Source organism: Kitasatospora sp. NPDC002551, assembly GCF_040296005.1.
Taxonomy (GTDB): Bacteria; Actinomycetota; Actinomycetes; order Streptomycetales; family Streptomycetaceae; genus Kitasatospora.
In genome coordinates this window covers 1-20,796 of the sequence record NZ_JBEOWI010000089.1, presented here as the reverse complement: position 1 = coordinate 20,796, position 20,796 = coordinate 1, and the positions used below count along the sequence as shown (strand labels likewise).

The 20,796-nt window shown below is 76.1% G+C and carries 9 protein-coding genes; 5 read left to right on the top strand and 4 right to left on the bottom strand.

Going from position 1 to position 20,796, the window contains the following annotated elements; genetic code table 11:
• Nucleotides 1-690 precede the first annotated feature (690 nt).
• A complete protein-coding gene (locus ABT093_RS38315; protein WP_350572111.1) occupies nucleotides 691-2,007 on the top strand; it encodes an alpha/beta fold hydrolase in 1,317 nt (438 codons plus the stop codon).
• A gap of 64 nt (nucleotides 2,008-2,071) precedes the next feature.
• Here ABT093_RS38315 and ABT093_RS38310 read toward each other — a convergent pair whose 3' ends face one another.
• The gene (locus ABT093_RS38310; RefSeq protein WP_350572110.1) at nucleotides 2,072-3,583 is read right to left on the bottom strand and encodes a DUF4192 domain-containing protein; all 1,512 of its coding nucleotides are present in this window, start codon (nucleotides 3,581-3,583) and stop codon (nucleotides 2,072-2,074) included.
• A gap of 171 nt (nucleotides 3,584-3,754) precedes the next feature.
• On the bottom strand, nucleotides 3,755-4,756 hold the full coding sequence (gene sbnA / locus ABT093_RS38305; protein WP_350572109.1) for a 2,3-diaminopropionate biosynthesis protein SbnA: 1,002 nt from the start codon (nucleotides 4,754-4,756) through the stop codon (nucleotides 3,755-3,757).
• Between the two features lie 443 nt (nucleotides 4,757-5,199).
• On the opposite strand from sbnA, the gene ABT093_RS38300 reads away from it, so the two are divergent.
• Nucleotides 5,200-6,039: an AfsR/SARP family transcriptional regulator gene (locus ABT093_RS38300; protein ID WP_350572108.1), complete on the top strand. Its 840-nt coding sequence runs from the start codon at nucleotides 5,200-5,202 to the stop codon at nucleotides 6,037-6,039.
• A 124-nt stretch (nucleotides 6,040-6,163) separates the two neighbouring features.
• Here ABT093_RS38300 and sbnB read toward each other — a convergent pair whose 3' ends face one another.
• Together sbnB and ABT093_RS38290 are read right to left on the bottom strand one after the other, a co-directional pair.
• The gene (gene sbnB, locus ABT093_RS38295) at nucleotides 6,164-7,198 is read right to left on the bottom strand and encodes a 2,3-diaminopropionate biosynthesis protein SbnB (protein ID WP_350572107.1); all 1,035 of its coding nucleotides are present in this window, start codon (nucleotides 7,196-7,198) and stop codon (nucleotides 6,164-6,166) included.
• Nucleotides 7,199-7,254: 56 nt separating this feature from the next.
• Nucleotides 7,255-8,196: a TauD/TfdA family dioxygenase gene (locus ABT093_RS38290; RefSeq protein WP_350572106.1), complete on the bottom strand. Its 942-nt coding sequence runs from the start codon at nucleotides 8,194-8,196 to the stop codon at nucleotides 7,255-7,257.
• A 152-nt stretch (nucleotides 8,197-8,348) separates the two neighbouring features.
• On the opposite strand from ABT093_RS38290, the gene ABT093_RS38285 reads away from it, so the two are divergent.
• The 3 genes from ABT093_RS38285 (at nucleotide 8,349) to ABT093_RS38275 (ending at nucleotide 20,742) form a co-directional block, all read left to right on the top strand.
• A complete protein-coding gene (locus ABT093_RS38285) occupies nucleotides 8,349-14,231 on the top strand; it encodes a non-ribosomal peptide synthetase (protein ID WP_350572105.1) in 5,883 nt (1,960 codons plus the stop codon).
• A gap of 62 nt (nucleotides 14,232-14,293) precedes the next feature.
• Complete coding sequence (locus ABT093_RS38280) at nucleotides 14,294-15,355, top strand: ketoacyl-ACP synthase III family protein (RefSeq protein WP_350572104.1); 1,062 nt, start codon at nucleotides 14,294-14,296, stop codon at nucleotides 15,353-15,355.
• A 23-nt stretch (nucleotides 15,356-15,378) separates the two neighbouring features.
• Entirely contained in the window at nucleotides 15,379-20,742 is a 5,364-nt protein-coding gene (locus tag ABT093_RS38275) for a type I polyketide synthase (RefSeq protein WP_350572103.1), read from the top strand.
• Nucleotides 20,743-20,796 lie beyond the last annotated feature (54 nt).

The following is a 20,796-nucleotide window of genomic DNA, read 5'->3' as shown; positions in this document are numbered from 1 at the left end:
GGGGGTGGGGGGGGGCGGGCTGGGGGCGGGGGGGCGCGGGCCGGCCCGCGCCGCCGGGGCCGGCCGGCTGGGCCTGGTCCGGCCGGCCGGCCGGTCTCGGCGCACCGACCACACTCTCGGCGGGTGTGGCCTGTGGTGGCCTCATCGCGGTCACCGGATTCTCCTCCCCTCGGCGGTCCGGTGGCCGGTCAGGGCCGATGGGCCGCGAGCATGCTCGATCGCGTGCGTGCTGGTGCGGGTCGGCGGACGCCCCGCCGGCCGCTGTGCCGTGTCTGGCCGTACCCGGTGCCGGGCCGTGCCAAGCGGTGCCCGGCACCGAGTCGGTACCGGCCCCGCGCCGTTCGTTCCCTGGCGTCGCCGCGGCCCGCCCGGGCCGGGCGCCGGCGCCCCGTCCCCGCCGGGCGGCACCCGGACACAGGGCCCCCGGGGTCAACGCCGGAGACCGGTGACAGGTCACGCCCGCCGGATCGAGCGGGGTCCGCTTCCCGCCCGGGCGCCGCACCGTCGCCGCGGTCGCCGCCGGTCCGTCGTGCCCGCCTCCCGGGCCGCCGGGTGGGCGGTCGTGGGCGGTGGCCGCGGGGGCGGCCCCGGGCCGCGGCCAGGATACGGTGCGGGGGTCGCGGCCCCGCCACCGGCAACCCCGGCCGGGGCCGACGCGACCGCTGTGACCAGCAGAAACCGAGGAGTTGTATGTCCACCGCCAGCCGGCTGCCCGGGATTGCCTTCACCGACCACGTCTTCCGGGCGCCGCTCGACCACGCCGCCCCCGAGGGCGAGCAGATCGAGGTCTACGCCCGCGAGGTGGTCGCCTCGGGCCGTTCCGGGGACACCGGGCTGCCGTGGCTGCTCTTCCTCCAGGGCGGCCCGGGCGGCAAGGCCGGCCGGCCGCTCGGCCGCGACGGCTGGCTGGAGCGCGCGCTCGACGACTACCGGGTGCTGCTGCTCGACCAGCGCGGCACCGGGCGGTCCACGCCCGCCACCCGGCAGACGCTGGCGCGGCGGGGCGGCGCCAAGGAACAGGCGGACTACCTGGCGCACTTCCGGGCCGACTCGATCGTGCGCGACGCCGAACTGATCCGCCGCCGGCTGCTCGGCGACGACCGCCGGTGGAGCGTGCTCGGCCAGAGCTTCGGCGGCTTCTGCACCCTCACCTACCTCTCGATCGCTCCCGAGGGACTGGAGCAGGCCTTCGTCACCGGTGGCCTGGCCGGCCTGCGCTCCTCCGCCGACGACGTCTACCGGGCCGCCTACCCGCGCGTCGTCCGCAAGAACGAGGACCACTTCGCGCGCTTCCCGCAGGACGTCGAGGCGGTGCGGCGGATCGCCGCGCACCTCGCCGACGCCCCCGCCGTCCTGCCCGACGGCGGGCGGCTCACCGTGGAGGCGTTCCAGGCGCTCGGGATGCTGCTCGGCGGCGGCAGCGGCTCCGGGACGCTCCACTACCTGCTGGAGGAGGCCTGGGTGGAGGGCCCGGCCGGACCCGAGCTCTCCGACACCTTCCTCGCCGGCGCCCAGGCGCAGCTCTCCTTCGCCCAGGGCCCGCTCTACGCCGTCCTGCACGAGTCGATCTACGGCCAGCGCTCGGTGGACCCGGCCGGCACCGGCTGGTCCGCCGAGCGCGTCCGCGCGCAGTTCCCGCGGTTCGACGCCCGGGCCGCGCTGGAGTCCGGCGCACCGGTGCTGTTCACCGGGGAGATGATCTACCCCTGGATGTTCGACACCGATCCGGCGCTGCGCCCGCTGAAGGAGACCGCGGAGCTGCTGGCCGCGCGCACGGACTGGCCCGACCTCTACGACCCGGCCCGGCTGGCCGCCAACGAGGTGCCGGTGGTCGCGGCGGTGTACCACGACGACATGTACGTCGACACCGCCCACTCGCTGGAGACCGCGCGGGCCGTGCGGGGGCTGCGGACCTGGATCACCAACGAGTGGGAGCACGACGGACTGCGGGTCAGCGGCGGCAAGGTGCTCGACCGCCTGATCGCGATGGCGCGCGGCGAGGCGTAGCCCGCCACCGGCACCGGCCGCCGGGCGGGCCGGCCCCCCCCGGCCCGCCGCGACCGCCAGGAGGTCAGCGCCCATGGTGCCCCGCCGCCGGGGAGGGCGCCGACCCGGGCACCGGGCGGGCGGTGCCCGCCGTACGCGGGGCGCGCCGCCACCCCGGCGGCCGGCACCGTTCCCCGGGAGCGGTGCCGCAGCGGGCCCCGGCCGTCCCGCAGCGCACCCGCGCGGCGCGGGCCACGGCGCCCGCGCCGCTCCCGGGGGCACCGCCGCCGTCCCCCGGCGCCGGTTCCCCGGCCGGGCGGTCGGGGCCCGCGGGCTCGTCGGACGCCCACGGCGCGGCCCCGCCGCCCGCCGCACCGGGAACGGGCGCGCCGGCGGCGGGCACCGGCCCCGGGGGCGGGAGCGGATCCGAGGGCGGCTCGCCCCCGGCCGGCCGCTCGGCCGCCGCCCGCTCCCGCTCCTCCCGCTCGGTGCGGCGGCGGCGCTCCTCCTCCACGCTCGCCAGCAGGGTGTCCGGCGCGAAGCCGCCGTTCAGCGACTCGTACAGCAGCTGGGCGAGCAGGTAGGAGGGGTGCCGGCGCAGCGTGTGGCCGAGCACCACCCGCGCGGTGGCGGTGTCCCCCGCGACCCAGGACGCCCACGCCAGCAGGGTGAGCGGCGGCGCGGCGCGGCTCTCGTGGGGCGCCACGCACCGGGTGGCCAGGAACCGCCAGAGCCGCTGGACGGGCGCGAGCTCCGCCGGCCTGGCGTACTCGGCCGCGCGGTCCCGGACGGTCCGGTCCTGGAGCGCCAGCAGCAGCCGCGCCGTCCGCTCCTCGTCCAGCGCCGTGGCCCCGGCCATGAACGCCGCCACGGCCCCGTCGAGCAGTTCGGCGTGCGCCCGCCGGTCCAGCGACACCGGCCGCCCCGGCGAGGGGCCGGCCGAGGCCCGGTCGAGGGCGCCCCGGACGGCGTCCGCCGCGGGCGGCCCGACCGGGGCCAGCCCGGCCAGGATCTCCTTGCGGCTGCCGCGCGGCGCCAGACCGGCGACGGTCGCCGCCACCGCGACCGGGCCGGGGCCGGGCGTCCGGCGGACCGGGTGCCCCGCCGGATCGCAGCAGCCCTCCCGGGTGCAGAGGAAGGACCACCAGCGGCCCGCCGAGACGCACAGCGACTCCTTGACCCGCACGCCGCGGGTCTCGAAGGCCCGGTGCAGGTGCTCCGCGAGCGGGCGCAGCCGCTCCGCCACCGGCGGACCGTGCCGCCCGCCGGGCCCGGCCGGGCCCGGGTCCGGATCCTGGCAGAGGTAGAGGAGGACCTGGGCCGGCCGGCGGTCCTCCCGCTCGGAGAGCCGGACGAGGAGGGCGGCCGTCTCCTCGGCGGCGGCCGGCCACTCCTCGGCCGACTCGGGGACGTCCAGCCGGATCACCCCGCCCTGGTGCAGGCCGGGCGGCTGGAGGCCGACCGCCACGATGCTGTCGTCGGGGAAGAAGCCGAGCAGGTAGGGCAGCGCCTCGGCCATGTCGGCCGGGCCCCGCATGGTGATCGGACGGCCACCGGGGCCGTCGCCGAAGGGGAGCGTGATGCGCGTGTCGGTCATGGCCGGAAGGCTGCCGCAGTTCTCCGGAGCCCCTGCGGAATTCCTCCGCCCCTGTGGACAAACCCGGCCTGTGGATAACGCCTCCCCCGATCGGCGTAACGCCGGCCCGCCCTCCCGGGGGCCGTCCGGCCGCGGTTCGGCGCGGCTCCGGACGGCGGGGGCGGCGCCGCCTCAGACGTCCGCCGCCACGTCGGCCGCCACGTCGGCCGTCACATCCGCCGTCACGTCGGCGCCGAACGCACGGGCGACCCACTCCTCGTCGTAGACGGTGTCGAGGTAGTTGCCGCCGAGGTCGGGCGCGATGGCGACGGCGGTCGCGGTGCCGTGCGCGGCGTTGCGCGCGAGCCAGTCCCGGGCGCCGGCGACGACGGTCCCCGTGGAGCCGCCGAAGAGGAAGCCGTGGCGCACCAGCCGCCGGCACGTGCGGACCGTCTCGGGCTCCGTCACGTACACCACGTCGTCCGCGTAGGAGGCGTCGAGGATCGGGGGCCGCACACTGGTGCCGAGCCCGGGGATCAGCCGGCGGCCGGAGGGACGGCCGAAGGTCACGGAGCCGACGGTGTCGACCGCGACGATGGTGACCTCCGGGCGGTTCTCCCGGAAGTAGCGCGCGCATCCCATGAGCGTCCCGGTGGTGCCGGCGCCGATGAAGACCACCTCCACGTCCGGGAACGCCTTGGCGATCTCGGGGCCGGTGGTCCGGTAGTGGCCGCGCCAGTTCCCCGGGTTCGCGTACTGGTTGAGCCAGAGGTACCCCTCGTTCTCGTCGCAGAGCCGTGCGACCCGGGCGAGGCGGGCACCGAGGAAGCCGCCCTCGGCGTCGGGCTCGGTGATCACGTGGACCTCGCTGCCCAGGGCCTCCATCGCCCGCCGGGCGGTGAGCGTGCAGCGCACGTCCGTGACGCAGACGAACCGGTAGCCCCGGCTCGCGGCGACCACGCTGAGCGCGACGCCCATGTTCCCGGAGGACGATTCCACCAGTGTCCCACCCGGCCGCAGTTCCCCCGACCGCTCCATGGCGCCCACCATCTCGGCCGCCGCCTTGATCTTGATCGATCCGGCGAAGTTGAAACCCTCGCATTTGAGATAGAGGCGGCACCCGATGCTCTGTCGGAGGTCCACGTAGAGATCGTCGACATTGAAATCCAGGGGATTCGCGATGATAGCTGCCACGCGGACATGGTCACCGGCGGCCCCATATTTGACCTATACTCCCCCTTCTCGGCCGGCCGGAACGAAAGGCGGGTGAAACCGCCCCTTAGCACCTGTCATTTCGGCTTGGCAGGAGCCCTGAACAGGTGACAACCCCAGGTCAGAGGGCAATGCGAATACGGTATTCCGCTTTCTCACAAAAGCGCCATAGAACTCGTGGGCGCCCGTAGGACAAACCTTGACTAGCCCGAGGGGCGGAGTTAGTGTCACCCGGTCGGTAAGCGATCGAACAGGGACTCGTTGAACTGTGGCGCTCCTTGCGGGAAATCAATACAGACACCCCGCCCCCCAATCCGCGGATAACCTCCCATTCCTTCGAAGCATCCCCCACTCCACCGTTTCACCCTTTCCGCGCGGTGGATCAGACACGTCGTTCTCTGCTCGATCGAGGAGGAGTCCAAGAAATGCTGGAGTTTCGTATCCTCGGCCCCGTCGGACTTTGGGCCGATAATTCCGAATTACCCCTGAGCGGCACCAAGCAGCGCACCATGCTCGCGGCGCTGCTCCTGGCCGACGAGCGGGTGCTGCCCGATCACCAACTGGGCGAGATGCTCTGGAGCAAGGCCCCGCCGGAGACGTTCCAGGCACAGATATACACGTACGCCTCACGGCTGCGGCAGCACCTGGGCCGGCGGGCCGAGATCGTCCGCAAGGGCTCCGGGTACCTGCTGCGCACCGGTTCGGGGTTCTTCGACTACCACGAGTTCGAGCGCCTGTCCCACGCCGGGCGCACCGCGCTGAGGGAGCACGAGTACCACCGCGCGGCCGAGGTCCTGCGCTGCGCGCTCGACCTGTGGCACGGCCCCACGCTCACCGATGTCACCGAGCACCTCGCGGAGACGGCGGGGCCCGCCATCGACGAGGCCCGCATGGAGACCCTGGAGCACCGGATCGCCGCCGACCTGGCGCTGCGCAGACACGAGCAGCTCGCACCCGAACTCGTGGCCCTGGTCGGCACCCACCCGCTGCGCGAACGGCTCCGCGCCCAGCTGATGATGGCCCTCTACATGTCCGACCGGCAGGCCGACGCGTTCGCCGTCTACCAGACGGGCCGGCGGCACCTGAAGGAGGAGCTCGGGGTCGACCCCGGGCCGGCGCTGCGCAAGGCGCACCAGGCCATCCTCACCGGGAACGTCGACGGGGCCTGGCAGGATCCGCTGCGCGCCCCGCGCCTGGAGACGCGCCGCAACCCGGGCATGCGCCTGGTCCTCAGCGGAAGACAGCAGCACCCCCGCGCCTCCTGAGGAGGGCGCCCGGCCCGCAGGCCGCGCGCACGGCATCCGCGCCCGGGCCGCCGCACGACGCGTGCCCGGGACCACGCCGGGCCAACGGCCGCGGCGCCGGCCGCGCGCCGGCGCCGCGCCCGCGCTACCCGTAGCGCTTGAGCTCGCTGAAGAAGTCGGGGACGGTGTGCAGCGCCCCGTCCCCGGCCACCTTCCCGTACACGTGCCGCGCCACCGCGAGGTCGAGCACCCCGAGGCCGAACGGCGAGAAGACCACGGGCCGGTCGGCCGGGCAGGCGATCCGGCCGGTGAGCACGTCGTAGAGCGTGCCCGCCACGAACTCCCGGTCGCCGACGCGCTGTTCCGTCAGGTGCAGCGAGGTGCCGGCCTTCATGCAGTGCTCGACGTCATCGGTCACGTTGCAGGAGGCGAGGACGACGTCCGTCGACAGGTCCCGCAGCGAGACGTGCAGCACGAGCGGGTTGTGCGCGAACCACGCAGGATCGGTCACGTGCGGCTCGCCCGCGACGGTCGCGAAGACGACCAGGTCGCTCGATTCGACCAGGTCCCGCGGCCGGTCGTGCACCGTGACGGAGCCGCCGTCGGCGCCCCGCAGGTAGCCGGCGAACGCCTCGGCGTGCGCGGCGGACACGTCGTACACGCCGAGGTCGGTGAAGCCGAACCCGCTCGCCGCCAGGTAGCGGTGGATGAAGCGGGCGATGAGGCCCGTCCCGAAGAAGCCCACCCGCACCGGCCGGGCACCGCCCCTGGACTCGCTGATCCGGGCCGCGGCCAGCGCCGCGGAGGCCGCGGTGCGCGCGGCGCTGATGATCGAGCCCTCCAGGCAGGCGAACGGGTATCCCGTGCGCGCGTCGTTGAGGATCAGCACCGCCGAGGCGCGCGGGATGCCCGCCTCGACGTTCGCCGGGAAGCTGGAGATCCACTTGATCCCGTCCACGTCCACCTCACCGCGCACCGAGGCCGGCAGCGCGATGATGCGCGCCGACGGACGGTCCGGGAAGGTGAGGAAGTAGGAGTCCGGGTTCACCGTCTCGCCCTCGCCGTGGAGCCGGTAGGCCGCCTCGACGACGCGGATGACCTCCTCCTCCCGCCCGTGGGTGACCGCGTGCACCTGGGCGCCGGGGATCACGCCGAAGGACGGGGCCGGGGATTCAGTCACTGCTCACTGCCTTCCGTTCGGTCTGGAACTCGCCGTCGGGGCGCACCGGCGCCCGCTCAGTCGGACATGGCGACCAGCACCCGGCGCGGCCCGGTGAAGGGGCGCCGGCCGTGGCCGACCAGCATGTTGTCGATGAGCAGCAGGTCGCCGGTGTGCCAGTCCACGTCGACGGCGCTGTCCAGGCCCCGGTCGCGGATCAGGGTCACGTACTCGGCGGGGATGGGCGAGCCGTCCGCGAAGGTGACCGACTGCGGCAGGTCCTCCTCCGGCATGATCTGGGCCAGCGCGGCGGCCGTCTCGTCGCCGAGCCCCGCGGCGTGCCACTGGTCCGCCTGGTTGAACCACACCTCGTCGCCGGTGACCGGGTGCCGGGCCGTCGCCGGACGCAGCTGCGTCACGCGCAGCCCGCCGTCGGCGCGCCACTCCCAGGACGCCTCGGCGCCCTTGAGGAACGCCTCGACCTCCTCCCGCGCGTCGGTCTCGAAGGTCTCCTGCCAGCTCTTCCCGAGGCCGCGGCCGCCGTGCAGGTTCTGCGAGTACCGCACGCCCGCCGCGAACCGCTCGCGGATCTCCGGACCCAGCGCCGCCAGCCAGCGCACCCCGTCCACGACCGGGGTCGCGCCGCCGGTCTCCGGCTCGCGGTCGCAGAAGAACAGCAGCCGGGCGGGCCACTGGTGGGCGTACGACATCTCGTTGTGCATCGAGATGGTGTACTCGGGCGGGTACTCGGTGGAGGTGTAGACGTTCTCGCCGACCTTGGTCCGCGGGGAGTTGCCGTGGACGTAGGCCAGCCGGTTGGGCAGCAGGAGGTCCATGACCTCGTCGAGTTCCTCGCGCGTCACGCCGAAGCCCCGGAAGACCACCGCCTTGTGACGGCACAGCAGGGCGGCGAGGTCGGCGATGCCGCGCAGGTGGCCGACCAGGCCCTGCGGCGTCGCCGCCGCCCCGGCCTGCGCCGGGGTGACTTCCAGCGGTGTCCAGACGCTCTGACCGTCCATCGGGCGCTCCTCTCGGTGGGGACGCCGCCGATGATGGCCGCGGTACCTATATTTCTTCGGTATCCGCCCGTCGGCCGCACCGGTATAGGCGGCCTATAGCTGTGATCTCCATGGTGGCTCTCTGCCAGTACCCGAAGAGCCATGGAGCGGAAATGACCGACGAAGACGCGTCGCGGCTGCCCCTGTCCGCCGGTCAGCAGGGCGTCTGGTTCGCGCACCAGCTGGATCCCACCGGTCAGCAGTACACCTGCGCCGAGTACATCGTGATCGACGGGGCCCTGGACGAGGAGCTGTTCGCCGCCGCGTGGTCCCGCCTGCGGGCCGAGGCCGACATCGTCCGCATCCGCGCGGTGGTCCAGGACGACGGGCTCTGGCAGGTGTTCGACCCGGCGCAGTCCGTGCGGCCGCAGTCCGTCGACCTCACCGGCGCCGCGGACCCGGACGCCGAGGCGCAGCGCTGGATGCGGCGGGAGGCGTCCCGGCCGTTCGACCTGGGCACCGGCCCGCTGTCGTCCTTCGCCCTGCTGCGGCTGGCACCGGACCGGTACGTCTTCTCGCTGCGCATCCACCACGTCGTCGTCGACGGGTACGGCGTCCACCTCCTCGGGCGGCGGCTCGCGGAGATCTACTCGGCGCTGTCCGAGGGCCGCGAGGTGCCCGCCGTCTTCGCCCCGCTGACCACGGTGCTCGACGAGGACGCGGCCTACCGCTCGTCGCCGGCCTTCGCCGAGGACCGCGCCTACTGGCTCGAACGGTTCGCGGACACCCCCGAACCCATGCGGGTGCCGGGCGGGGCCGGGGCCGGCGGGCCGCTGCCGGAGGGGATGCTGCGGCTGCGGACGGCCCCGCAGCCGCTGACCCGGTCCGACCTCGCCCTCCTCAAGGACGCCGCGGCGCAAACCGGCACCACCTGGAACCTGCTGCTGATGACCGCCGTCGCGGCCTACGTCCACCGGGTGACCGGCCGCCGGGACGTGATCCTGGGGGTTCCGGTGACGGGCCGCCGCACCGCGGAGGCCCGGCGCACCCCCTCGATGGCGACCAACACGGTCGCGGTCCGCCTGGACGTGCCGCCCTCCGCCACGCTGGGCCGGCTCGTGACGGCCATGACGGCGGAGGTCTCCGGAGCGCTGCGCCACGAGCGCTTCCGCATCGAGGACCTGCACCGCGCGCGGTCGGTGGAGGACGGCATCGGGGCCGTGCTCGGGCCGATCATGAACTTCATGCCGTTCGGCGGCCCGCTGCGCTTCGGCTCCCTGGAGGCCACCTCGCACAACCTGGCGTCGGGCCCGTGCCTCGACCTGTTCGTCAGCGTCCGGTCGCAGGACGCCGCCGGCGAGGCGGTCGCCCTCGTGTTCGAGGGCAACCCCGAGCTCCACGACCTGGCCTCCCTGACGGGCCACCAGGAGCGGCTGACGGCGTTCGTCCGGGCCGTCGCGAGCCGCCCCGACCGGCCGATCGGGCACATCGACGTCCTGCTCCCCGGGGAGCACGAGGAACTCGTCGTGCGCCGCAACGCCACCGCGGCCCCGGTGCCCGCCCCGACCGTGCCCGAGGCGGTGGCCGCGCAGGCCGCACGCTCCGCGGACCGCGTCGCCCTGGAGCACGGGGAGACCACCTGGACGTACGGCGAACTCGCCGGGCGGGCGGACGCGCTGGCCCGGCACCTGGCCGGACGCGGCGTCGGCCCCGACGACACCGTGGCCCTCGCCCTGCCGCGTTCGCCGGCGCTCGTGGCCGCGATGCTCGCCGTGCTGCGCGCGGGCGCGGCCTTCATGCCGCTCGACCAGGCCCTTCCCCCGCAGCGGATCGCCCGCATGCTGGAGGGCACGGCGCCGGTGTGCGTCATCGCCGACGCGCGGACCCGGTCCCTGCTGCCCGACGGGGCGCCGCTCCTCCTGGTCGGCGCCGACGGCCTCCCGGACCTCCCGGACGGGCCCGCGCCCGGCGGCCGGACCCCGCTGCCCGCCGCCCCCGACCCCGGGCAGGCCGCGTACGTCATCCACACCTCCGGATCCACCGGGGTCCCCAAGGGCGTCGTCGTGGTCCACGACGGGCTGCGCAACCTGGTCGCGGACCGGATCGCCCGCTACGGGATCGACGGCTCCAGCCGCGTCCTGCAGGTGGTCTCCCCCAGCTTCGACGTCGCGATGGCCGACATCTGGCCGGTCCTCTGCGCGGGCGGGCGCCTCGTACTGGCCCCCGACGGGAACGCGCTGTCCGCCGAGGCCCTGACCGCGCTGCTGCGCGACCGGCACATCACCCACACCGCGATGCCCCCCGTGCTCCTGGGACAGCTGACCCCCGAGGGCCCGACCGGTCCCGACGTCCTGATCACGGGCGGCGAGACGCCCCCCGCCGACGTGCTGCGGCGGTGGATGACGGGGCGGCGCATGTACAACGAGTACGGGGTCACCGAGGCCACCGTGACCTCCCTGGTCGGCGCGCCGCTGACGGACGCCGGCCCGCCGTCGGTCGGCCGTCCCCTCACCAACACCCGGGTCTACGTCCTGGACGACTCCCTGACGCCCGTCCTGCCCGGCGTCGTCGGCGAGCTGTACCTGGCGGGCACCGGTCTGGCGCGGGGCTACGCGCGGCGGCCCGGGCTGACCGCCGACCGCTTCCTGCCCTGCCCGTTCGGCCCGCCGGGCTCCCGCATGTACCGCACCGGCGACCTCGTGCGGTGGCGCGCGGACGGCGACCTCGAATGCCTGGGCCGCGCCGATCACCAGGTCAAGATCCGCGGGTTCCGGATCGAGCTCGGCGAGATCGAGGCGACCCTGGCCCGCCACGAGGGCGTCGGGACGGCCGTGGCCGCGGTGCGCGAGGACCGCCCGGGGCGGCGGCAGCTCGCCGCCTACGTCGTCGCCCGGCCGGGCGCGGGGCCGCTGGACCCGGCCGCCCTGCGCGCCTTCGCGGCGCGGTCGCTGCCCTCCCACATGGTGCCCGCGGCCGTGGTGCCCCTCGACGCGCTGCCCGTCACGCCCAACGGCAAGGTCGACCGGCGCGCCCTGCCCGCGCCGGACTTCAGCACGGCCGCCGGACAGCCACCCGCCTCGCCGCGCGAGGAGGCCCTGTGCGATCTGTTCGCCGACGTCCTCGGGGTGGAACGGGTCTGGGCCGACGACTCCTTCTTCGACCTCGGCGGCGACAGCATCACCGCGCTCAAGCTGGTCTCCCGGGCGAAGCGGGCCGGCCTGGACCTCGCGCTCACCGACGTGTTCACCCGGCCGACCGCCGCCGCCCTGGCCGCCGCCGCGGGCGGACCGGCGCCGGACGGACCGCCGCACGAGGACGCCGGCGGTACCGACGGGGTGTTCCCGCCGACCGCCGCGATGGCCCGGCTCCTGGCCGAACGGGCCCCGCTGGACGGCCTCCACGCGTGCCTGTCGCTGGTCGTACCGACCGGGGCGCGGCGCGAGGAGGTGGCCGAGGCCCTGGGCCTGCTCGTCGCCCGGCACGACGCGCTGCGGCTGCGCCTGACCGGGTCCGCCGCCGACGGCTGGGAGGTCCGGACGCTGCCCGCCGGCGCGGTACCCGTGGACGACCTGCTCACCGAGGCGGCGGTCGACGGCCTGGAGCCGGAGGAGGCCGGGAAGGCGGTGGCGGCCCAGCGGGCGGCCGCCGCGGCCGGGCTCTCGCCCGAGCGGGCCCGGATGCTGCGGGCGGTCTGGTGCGACGGCGGGCCGCAGCGCCCCCGCCGGCTGCTGCTCCTGGTGCATCCGCTCGCCCTGGACGCCGTCTCCTGGCGCGTCCTGCGCGAGGACCTAGCGGCGCTGTGGGCCGGGGTGCGGGCCGGGGAGCCGGCCGCCCTCCGGGCCGCGGGAACCCCGCTGCGCACCGCCGCCCTGCGCGCCGCGGCCGCGGCCGGCGGTGGCACGCCGCGGCCGGCGCCGGTGCCCCGCGAATCCGGGCGGCGGACGCCGTCCGGCCCGCGCCGCAGCCGGCAGCTGCTGCTCCCGGCCGACGCGTTCGGGTCCCTGCTGACCACGCTCCCGGAGCGCTTCCGCACCGGCCCGGCCGATCTGCTCGTGGCGTGCCTGGCCCTGGCCCACGCCGAGTGGCGGCTGCGCCGCACCGGGACGCCGCGCTCCGCGGTGGTCGCCGAGGTGGCGGGACCGGACCGCGCCGGGGACGCCGCCGCGCCGGGCCTCGAACGGACCGTGGGACGGCTGGCCGGGGAGGCCGCCGTCACGCTGGACCCGGGCGCCCTGGACTGGGACGAGGTGCGTTCGGGAGCCGCCGGGCTCGGGGCGGCCGTCAAGCGGGTCAAGGAGCAGCTGCGGGCGGCCGGCGTCTCCGCCGCGCCCGCGGGCGCACCGGACCGGCCGGTCCCCGAGGCGGCGGGGACACCCGCGTTCGCCTTCCGCCACCTCGGCCCGCTGCCCGTCGACGACGGCACGGACCGCGCGGACTGGCCGCTCACCGGCGAGGCGGACTGCCTGTCCTTCCCGCCCGCCCCGGGCCGCTTCCCCGGCCTCGACGTGGTGGCGTACACCCGCGAGCTCCCGGCGGGCGCCGACCTCGCCGTCACGGTCGGCTGGGACGGCGACCGCGTCCCGGAGTCGTCCGTCGAGGAGCTGACCGAGCTGTGGCGGGCGGCACTGGCCGGACTCGTCGCGCACGGGAGGCACGCCGGCGCGGGCGGCCCCACGCCCTCCGATCTGCCGCTGGTGCGGCTCACCCAGGCCGAGATCGACACCCTCACGGCCCGGCACCCGCGGCTGTCGGACGTCCTGCCGCTGTCACCGCTGCAGGAGGGCTTCCTCTTCCACAGCCTGGTGTCCGCCGAGGGCGGTGACGCCTACGCGGCGCAGCTCGCCTTCGACCTGGAGGGCCCGCTGGACCCGACCGCCCTGCGGGCGTCGGCGGCGGCCCTGCTGGAGCGGCACCCCGCGCTGCGCGCGGCGTTCCGGCACGACACCGCCCTGCCGGTGCAGATCGTCGAGGAGGGGATCACCCCGCCGTGGACGGAGCGCGACCTGTCGGCGCTGCCGGCCGGGGAGCGCGCCCCGCAGGAGGACGCGCTGGCCCGGGCGGAGCTGTCCCGCCGGTTCGACATGGCCGCGCCGCCGCTGCTGCGCTTCCTGCTCCTGAAGCGGTCCGAGCACAGCCACCGGCTGCTGCTCACGGCCCACCACATCCTCTGGGACGGCTGGTCCACCACGACACTCGTCCGGGAGCTGTTCGCGCTGTACGCGGCCGGGGGCGACGGCCGGTCGCTGCCCGCCGCGCCGCCGTTCCGCGACTACCTGGCCTGGTACGCGGCGCAGGACCTCGGCCCGGCCCGGGAGGCCTGGGCCGGCGCGCTCGCCGGCCTGGCCGGGCCCACCTACGTGGCGCCGGACGCACGGGGCGGCGGCAGCGGCGGCGCCCCGCAGCAGGAGCACGTCACGCGCGAACTGGACCGGGCGCTGACCGCGGAGCTCACGGCCGCCGCCCGCGCCCACGGGTTCACCGTGAGCACCGCGGTGCACGGCGCCTGGGGCCTGCTGCTGGCCGCGCTGACCGGGGGCGAGGACGTGGTCTTCGGTTCCTCCGTCTCCGGGCGCCCGCCGGAGCTGCCCGGGGTCGAGGAGATGGTGGGGCTGCTCACCAACACCGTGCCGGTCCGGGTACGGCTGCGGGTGGACGAGCCGCTGACCGCCCTGCTCGCCCGGCTGCAGCGCGAGCAGGCGGCCCTGACGCCCCACCACCACCTGGGCCTGGGCGACATCCAGCGCCAGGCCGGGTCCGGCCGCCCGGGATCCGTGACGCCGGGCCGGGGCGGCGAACTCTTCGACACCGCCGTCTCCTTCGTCAGCACCTCGGCCGATCCGGCCGATCCGGCCGGCCCGGCCCTGCCGGGCGGGCTGCGGCTGACCCGGTCCGACGTCCGGGACGGCACCCACTACCCGCTGCGGCTGGCCGCGCTGCCCGGCCCCCGCCTGACCCTGCGGCTCGGCCACCGGCCCGACCTGTTCTCCCGGCAGGACGCCGAGCGGCTGCTCGCACGGCTCGTCCGGACCCTGGAGACGGTCGCCGGACGGCCCTGACCACGTGCCATCCCGCGGCCCGCACCGGTGTCGCGGCCCATCGACGAGGAGGCGAGGCGGCCTTGCGGACGCCCGGGACGTACATCAAGGGGCTCGGCGTGTTCCTGCCCCGCACGGTGAGCACGGCGGAGGCCGTGGCCCAGGGGCTCTACCCGGCCCAGGAGATCGAACTGCACGAACTGGCCGGCGCGGCCGTGGCGGGCCCGACCCCGGCGCCGGAGATGGCGCTGTGGGCGGCCCAGGACGCCTACGAGCGCAGCGGCCACCGACCGCACGACACGGACCTGCTGCTCTACGCCGACTCCTGGCACCAGGGGCCCGACGGCTGGCAGCCCCAGTACTACCTGCAGCGCCACCTGGTCGGCGGGGACGTGCTCGCGCTGGAGGTGCGGCAGGGCTGCAACGGCATGTTCGGCGCGCTGGAGCTGGCCGCCGGCCACCTGGCGGGCCTGGGCACCTCGCGCGACGGCGAGCGGCCGCCCACCGCGCTGCTCGTCGCGTCCGACAACTTCGGCACGCCGATGATGGACCGCTGGCGGATGGGCCCGGGCTACGTCACCGGTGACGCGGCCAGCGCGGTGCTGCTCACCCGCGAGCCGGGGTTCGCCGAGCTGCTCGCCGCCGGTTCGCTGACGGTGGCGGAGGCCGAGGGGATGCACCGCGGCGCCGAGCCGCTGTTCCCGCCGGGCCCGACCGTCGGCAGGCCGCTCGACTTCACCGCGCGCAACGCCGAGTTCAAGCAGCACTCCGCCGCGACCGGCCAGGGCACCGCCGCCCTGGTGCAGGTCCAGGTGAGCACGCTCGCCGTGGTCGAGCGGACGCTGGAGGAGGCGGGCATCGAACTGGCCGACGTCACGCGCGTCGCCTACATGAACTACTCCAGGGAGATCGTCGAGCAGCGCTGCATGGCCGCGCTCGGGCTTCCCCTGGAGAAATCGACCTGGGACTTCGGGCGGACGGTCGGCCACCTCGGCGCCAGCGACCAGATCGTCTCCCTCGACCACCTTCTGTCGACGGGTGGGCTGGGTCCCGGTGACCACCTTCTCATGCTCGGTGTCGGCCCCGGGGTCACCCTCTCCGCGGCGGTCGTGCGCATCCTGCAGCCCGCACCGTGGTGCGGCTAACCAAGGCAAGGAGACAGACAGTCGTGCCCACACAACCGGAACCGACCACCCCAGAGCCCATCGCCGTGATCGGCGCGGGCTGCCGACTCGCCGGCGACGCCGACTCCCCGTCCGCGTACTGGGACCTGCTGCTCTCCGGCCGGGACGGCATCGGCCCGATGCCGCAGGACCGCTGGGAGGGCTACCGCGCCATCGGCCCCGAGCACGCGGCGGCCGTACGGCGTGCCGACCTGCCCGCCGGATTCCTGCGCGACGTGGCGGGGTTCGACGCCGCGTTCTTCGGTCTCAGCCCCCGCGAGGCCGAACTGATGGACCCCCAGCAGCGGATCCTGCTGGAAGTGGTCTGGGAGGCCCTGGAGGACGCCGGCATCCCGCCCACCAGCCTGGCCGGCAGCGACACCGGGGTCTTCGTCGGCATCGGCTCGGACGACTACGGCCGCCGGCTCCTGGAGGACCTGCCGACCATCGAGGCGTGGACCGGGATCGGCAGCGCCATGTGCGCGGCCGCCAACCGCATCTCGTACGCGATGGACTGGCACGGCCCCAGCCTCGCGGTGGACACCGCCTGCTCCGCCTCGCTGGTCGCCACCCACCTCGCCTGCCAGAGCCTGCGGGCCGGGGAGAGCACGGTGGCCCTCGTCGGGGGCATCAACCTGATCATCGCGCCCGGCCTCTCGGTGACCCTGGAGGCCGCGGGCGCCACCTCGCCCGACGGGCGCAGCAAGGCGTTCGACGCGTCGGCCGACGGCTACGGCCGCGGCGAGGGCGGCGCCGTCCTCGTCCTCAAGCGGCTGGCCGACGCCCAGCGGGACGGCGACCGGATCCTGGCCGTCATCCGCGGCAGCTCGGTCCAGCAGGACGGGCGCACCAACGGCATCATGGCGCCCAGCGGCACCGCCCAGCAGGCCCTGCTGGAGGAGACCTGCCGGCGCACCGGCATCGACCCGGGTTCCATCGACTACATCGAGGCGCACGGCACCGGGACCCGCGTCGGCGACCCGCTGGAGGCCGGTGCGCTCAGCGCCGTCTACGGGCGCGGCCGGCCGGCCGGCGATCCCTGCCTGATCGGCTCGGTGAAGCCCAACATCGGCCACCTGGAGGCGGCGGCGGGGATCGCCGCCATGCTCAAGGCCACCCTGGCGCTGCACCACGGCGAGATCCCGCCCAGCCTGCACTTCACCGAGGGCAACCCCGCGATCGACTGGGCCGGCAACGGGCTGCGGGTCGTCACCGAGCCCACCCCGTGGCCGCAGCGCGAGCGCCCGCGCCGGGCCGGTGTCTCCGGCTTCGGGTACGGCGGCACCATCGCGCACGTCCTCCTGGAGCAGGCCCCCGGGCCCGCGGCCCGCGAGGACCTCCCCCGGGCCCCGGAGGCCGTCGAGGTCCCGGACGCGCCGGACGCGCCGGACGTCGCGGAGCTGCCGGACGGGGAGGCCGCGGCGGCCCCGCTCCGGTTGTTCCCGCTGTCCGCGAGGTCCCCGGAGGCGCTGCACGCCTACGCCGGCAAGCTGGCCGACTGGCTGGCGGGGGCCGGCCGCGACGCGCCGCTCGACTCGGTGGGGCACACCCTCGCGCTGCGCCGCTCGCACCTGGACGTGCGCGCCGGGATCGTCGCCTCCGACCGCGACGACCTGGCCGCCAAGCTGCGCGTCGTCGCGGGCGGCGAGGAGTCCCGCGAGGCCCTGACCGGCACCGCGCCGGAGGGGCCCGGGACCGGGACGGTCTGGGTGTTCTCCGGCCACGGCTCGCAGTGGCCCGGCATGGGACGCGAACTCCTGCGGACCGAGCCGGAGTTCGCCGCGGCCATCGACGCGCTCGAACCGGTCTTCCTGGAGGAGATCGGCTTCTCCCCGCGGCAGGTCCTCACCGACGCCGACTTCGGGACCGTGGACCGCGTCCAGACCATGATCTTCGCGATGCAGATCGGCCTGGCCGCCGTCTGGCGCGCCCACGGGGCCGTGCCCGACGCCGTCATCGGCCACTCGGTCGGCGAGATCGCGGCGGCCGTCACCGCCGGCGCGCTCACCGTGGAGGACGGCGCGCGGCTGATCTGCCGCCGCTCGGTCCTGCTGCGCCGCGCGGCCGGACGGGGCGCGATGTTCATGGCGGCCCTGTCCGTGGAGGAGGTGTCGGAGCGGCTCGCGGGCCGCACCGACGTGGTCCCCGCGATCGTGTCCTCGCCGGGCTCGACCGTGGTGTCCGGCGACCGCGAGGCGGTGGACGCCCTCTTCGACGCCTGGCAGGCCGAGGGCCTGCAGGTGCGCAAGGTCGCCTCGGACGTGGCCTTCCACAGCCCGCACATGGACCCGCTGCTCGACGACCTCGTCGCGGCGGCCCGTGACCTGACGCCGCACCGGCCGGGCGTGCGGATGTACTCCACCGCGCTCACCGACGCGCGGACCACCCCGGCCGCCGACGGCGCCTACTGGGCGACCAACCTGCGCAGCCCGGTCCGGCTCGCCGCGGCGGTCAAGGCGGCGACCGAGGACGGGTACCGCTCCTTCCTGGAGGTGTCCGCCCACCCGGTGGTGGCCCACTCGATCGGCGAGACCCTCTCCGAACTCGGCCTCGAGGACGCCTTCGTCGGCCCGACGCTGCGGCGCAACCAGTCCGAGCGGCTGTCCCTGCTGACCGCCTTCGGCGGCGCGCACTGCCACGGCGTACCGGTCGACTGGGCGCGGCTGCAGCCCTCGGGCGGCCTCGTCACGCTGCCGCAGGTGGCCTGGCAGCGCTCCGCGCACTGGCGCGAGACCGCCTTCCAGGGCTCCGGCGGGGGCCAGCAGCACGACGTCGACTCCCACGAACTGCGCGGCGCCCCCGTGCCGGTGGCGGGCGGGTCGCTGAGCCTGTGGCGCACCGAACTGGACGACGACAACCGGCCGTACCCGGGCTCGCACACCATCAACGGGACCGAGATCGTGCCCGCCGCCGTCCTGATCAACACCTTCCTCGGCGCCCTCGGCGGCGGCGAGGACGGGGTGCGGGCCCTGGCCGACGTGGACCTGCGGCTGCCGCTGACCGTCTCCGAGCGGCGTGACCTGCAGGTCGTGCGCGACGGATCGGCGCTGCGGATCGCCTCCCGTCCGGTCGGCACCGACGGCACCTGGCTCACCCACGCCACGGGGGCCGCGGGACCCGCGGACGGCGCCGCCGCGCTGCCCGGGCGACTGCCACGGCCGCCGGCCGACGGGGCGCCCGCCGACCCGGGCGACATCCTGCGCCACCTGGCCTCGGTCGGCGTCCCCACCATGGGGTTCGACTGGACGGTCGAGGACCTGCTGCGCGGCGGGAGCGCGCTGCGCGCCCGCGTCGTGGCCGAGCAGCCGGAACGGGCCGCGGCCACCTGGGCGCCGGTCTTCGACGCCGCGCTGTCCATCGCGCCCTCCGCCTACCCCGGCGCCGCCGTGCTGCGGATGGTGGCCGGCGTCGGGCAGGTCCGCACCGTCGGCACCGCCCCGGCGACCGTCGACATCCACGTCGCCCACGACGCCGCGCACGACACGGTCGACGTGCTGGTGGCCGACGAGGCCGGTCGCCCGGTGGCCGCGCTCACCGGGGTGCGCTACGCCTCCCTCGGACAGGACACCGCGGTCGCCGCCAGGCCGCACGAACTCGTCCACGAACTGGCGTGGCGGCCCCTCGAACCGGCGGCCGACGAGACGTCCGGCGAGACGTCCGACCGCGCCTGCCGGGACGCCGTCGTGATCGGCGACGGCGACGGGCCGCTGGCCACCGCGCTCGCCGGACTGCTCGCCACCCGCGGCGGCCGGCTGCGGACCCTGCCGGACCCCGACGGACTGGCGCGGCTCGACGGCCTCGACGAGTCGGTGGACGTCCTGGTGGTGCCCGGCGCCGTCGCCGGCACACCCGCGCAGGCCGCCGCGGCCCACGCCTGGCTGCTGCTGCGCACCGCGCAGGAGCTCGCGGCCCTGGGCTCCGCCCGGCCGCCGCGCCTGTGGAGCGTGACCCGCGGGGTCCGCGAGAGCCACGGCGAGGAGGCCCTGGCGCAGTCGCCGCTGTGGGGCCTGGGCCGGGTCCTCGCGGGCGAGCACGGGGAGCTGTGGGGCGGCACGGTCGACCTGGGCGACGACGCCCCGGCCGGGGCCGAGACCCTGCTGGACGTCCTGCGGGCCGCCCCGGCCGAGGACGTGATCGCCGTACGGAACGGCGCGGCGAGCGTGGCGCGGATCGTCCGCACCCAGCGGGAGGCGCAGCGGGAGCCGCTGGCCTGCCGGCCCGACGGCACCTACCTGGTCACCGGCGGTCTCGGCGTGCTCGGTCTGGAGATCGCGCACTGGCTCGCCGAGCGGGGCGCGCGCCGGATCGTCCTCGCCGGGCGCACCGCGCTGCCGCCGCGCTCCGCGTGGGACACCGTCACCGACCCGGCGGCGCTGCGCGCCGTCGAGGGCGTGCGGTCCCTGGAGGCGAACGGCGTCACGGTGCGCACCGTGGCCCTGGACGTCGCCGATGCCGGGGCGGTCGCCCGCGAGCTGTCGCCGGACGCGCTCGGCCTGCCGGCGATCCGCGGCATCGTGCACGCGGCGGGCGTGCTCGACAACCGGATGGCGGCGGACGTGGACGCGGAGTCGCTGCGCCGGGTGATGCGCCCCAAGGCGGACGGCGTCTGGGCGCTGCACGGCCAGTTCCCGCCCGGCAGCGTCGACTTCCTCGTGCTCTTCTCCTCCTGCGGACAGCTCCTCGGCATGCCCGGCCAGGCCGGCTACGGCTCGGCCAACGCCTTCCTCGACGCGTTCGCCCAGCACCGCAACGGCGGGCAGCCCGGGGCGGGGGACACCATCAGCTTCGCGTGGACCTCGTGGCGCGGTCAGGGCATGGCGGTCAACGAGGTGGTCGACCTGGAGCTGCGGGAGCGCGGTGTCACCGACATCTCGCCCGCCGAGGCCTTCGGCGCCTGGGAGTTCGCCGCCCGCCGCGGCGCCGGCTGCTACCCCGTGCTGCGCACGGTGCCGGCCGACGCGGGCGCCGAGCGGCTGCCCGTTCTGCGCGAGGTCGCGGTGGCGGACGCCGCCGGGGCCGAGGACGCGGCGCGCGGCGAGCGGGACTTCGCGGGCCTGCCGCCGGAGCAGCTGGGCGAGCGGGTCCTCGACGAGGTCGCGGCGCAGGTGGCCGGTGAGATGAAGCTGCCGCAGGGCTCGCTCGACGCCCGCAGGTCGCTGGTGGAGCAGGGCCTCGACTCGGTGATGACCATCGTCATCCGCCGGCGGCTGGAGAAGCGGTTCGGCCTCAAGCTGCCCGCCACGCTGCTGTGGCACCAGCCCACGGTGACGGCCATCGCCGCCCACGTGGCCCAGCTGCTGTCCCCGGAGGCCGCGGACCGGGACGGGCAGGAGCAGGCCGCGCGGGAGGAGCTCGCCCCGGCGTCCTGACCCCCGCACGGACGAGTCCGCCCCCGGTGCGGGGGGCGCCGGGCGGGCGCGGGC

Coding starts and splice junctions, on each gene's coding strand:
- ABT093_RS38290 (WP_350572106.1), bottom strand. CDS start 8,196: ATGGACGGTCAGAGCGTCTGGACACCGCTGGAAGTCACCCCGGCGCAG.
- ABT093_RS38310 (WP_350572110.1), bottom strand. CDS start 3,583: ATGACCGACACGCGCATCACGCTCCCCTTCGGCGACGGCCCCGGTGGC.
- ABT093_RS38300 (WP_350572108.1), top strand. CDS start 5,200: ATGCTGGAGTTTCGTATCCTCGGCCCCGTCGGACTTTGGGCCGATAAT.
- ABT093_RS38315 (WP_350572111.1), top strand. CDS start 691: ATGTCCACCGCCAGCCGGCTGCCCGGGATTGCCTTCACCGACCACGTC.
- ABT093_RS38285 (WP_350572105.1), top strand. CDS start 8,349: ATGACCGACGAAGACGCGTCGCGGCTGCCCCTGTCCGCCGGTCAGCAG.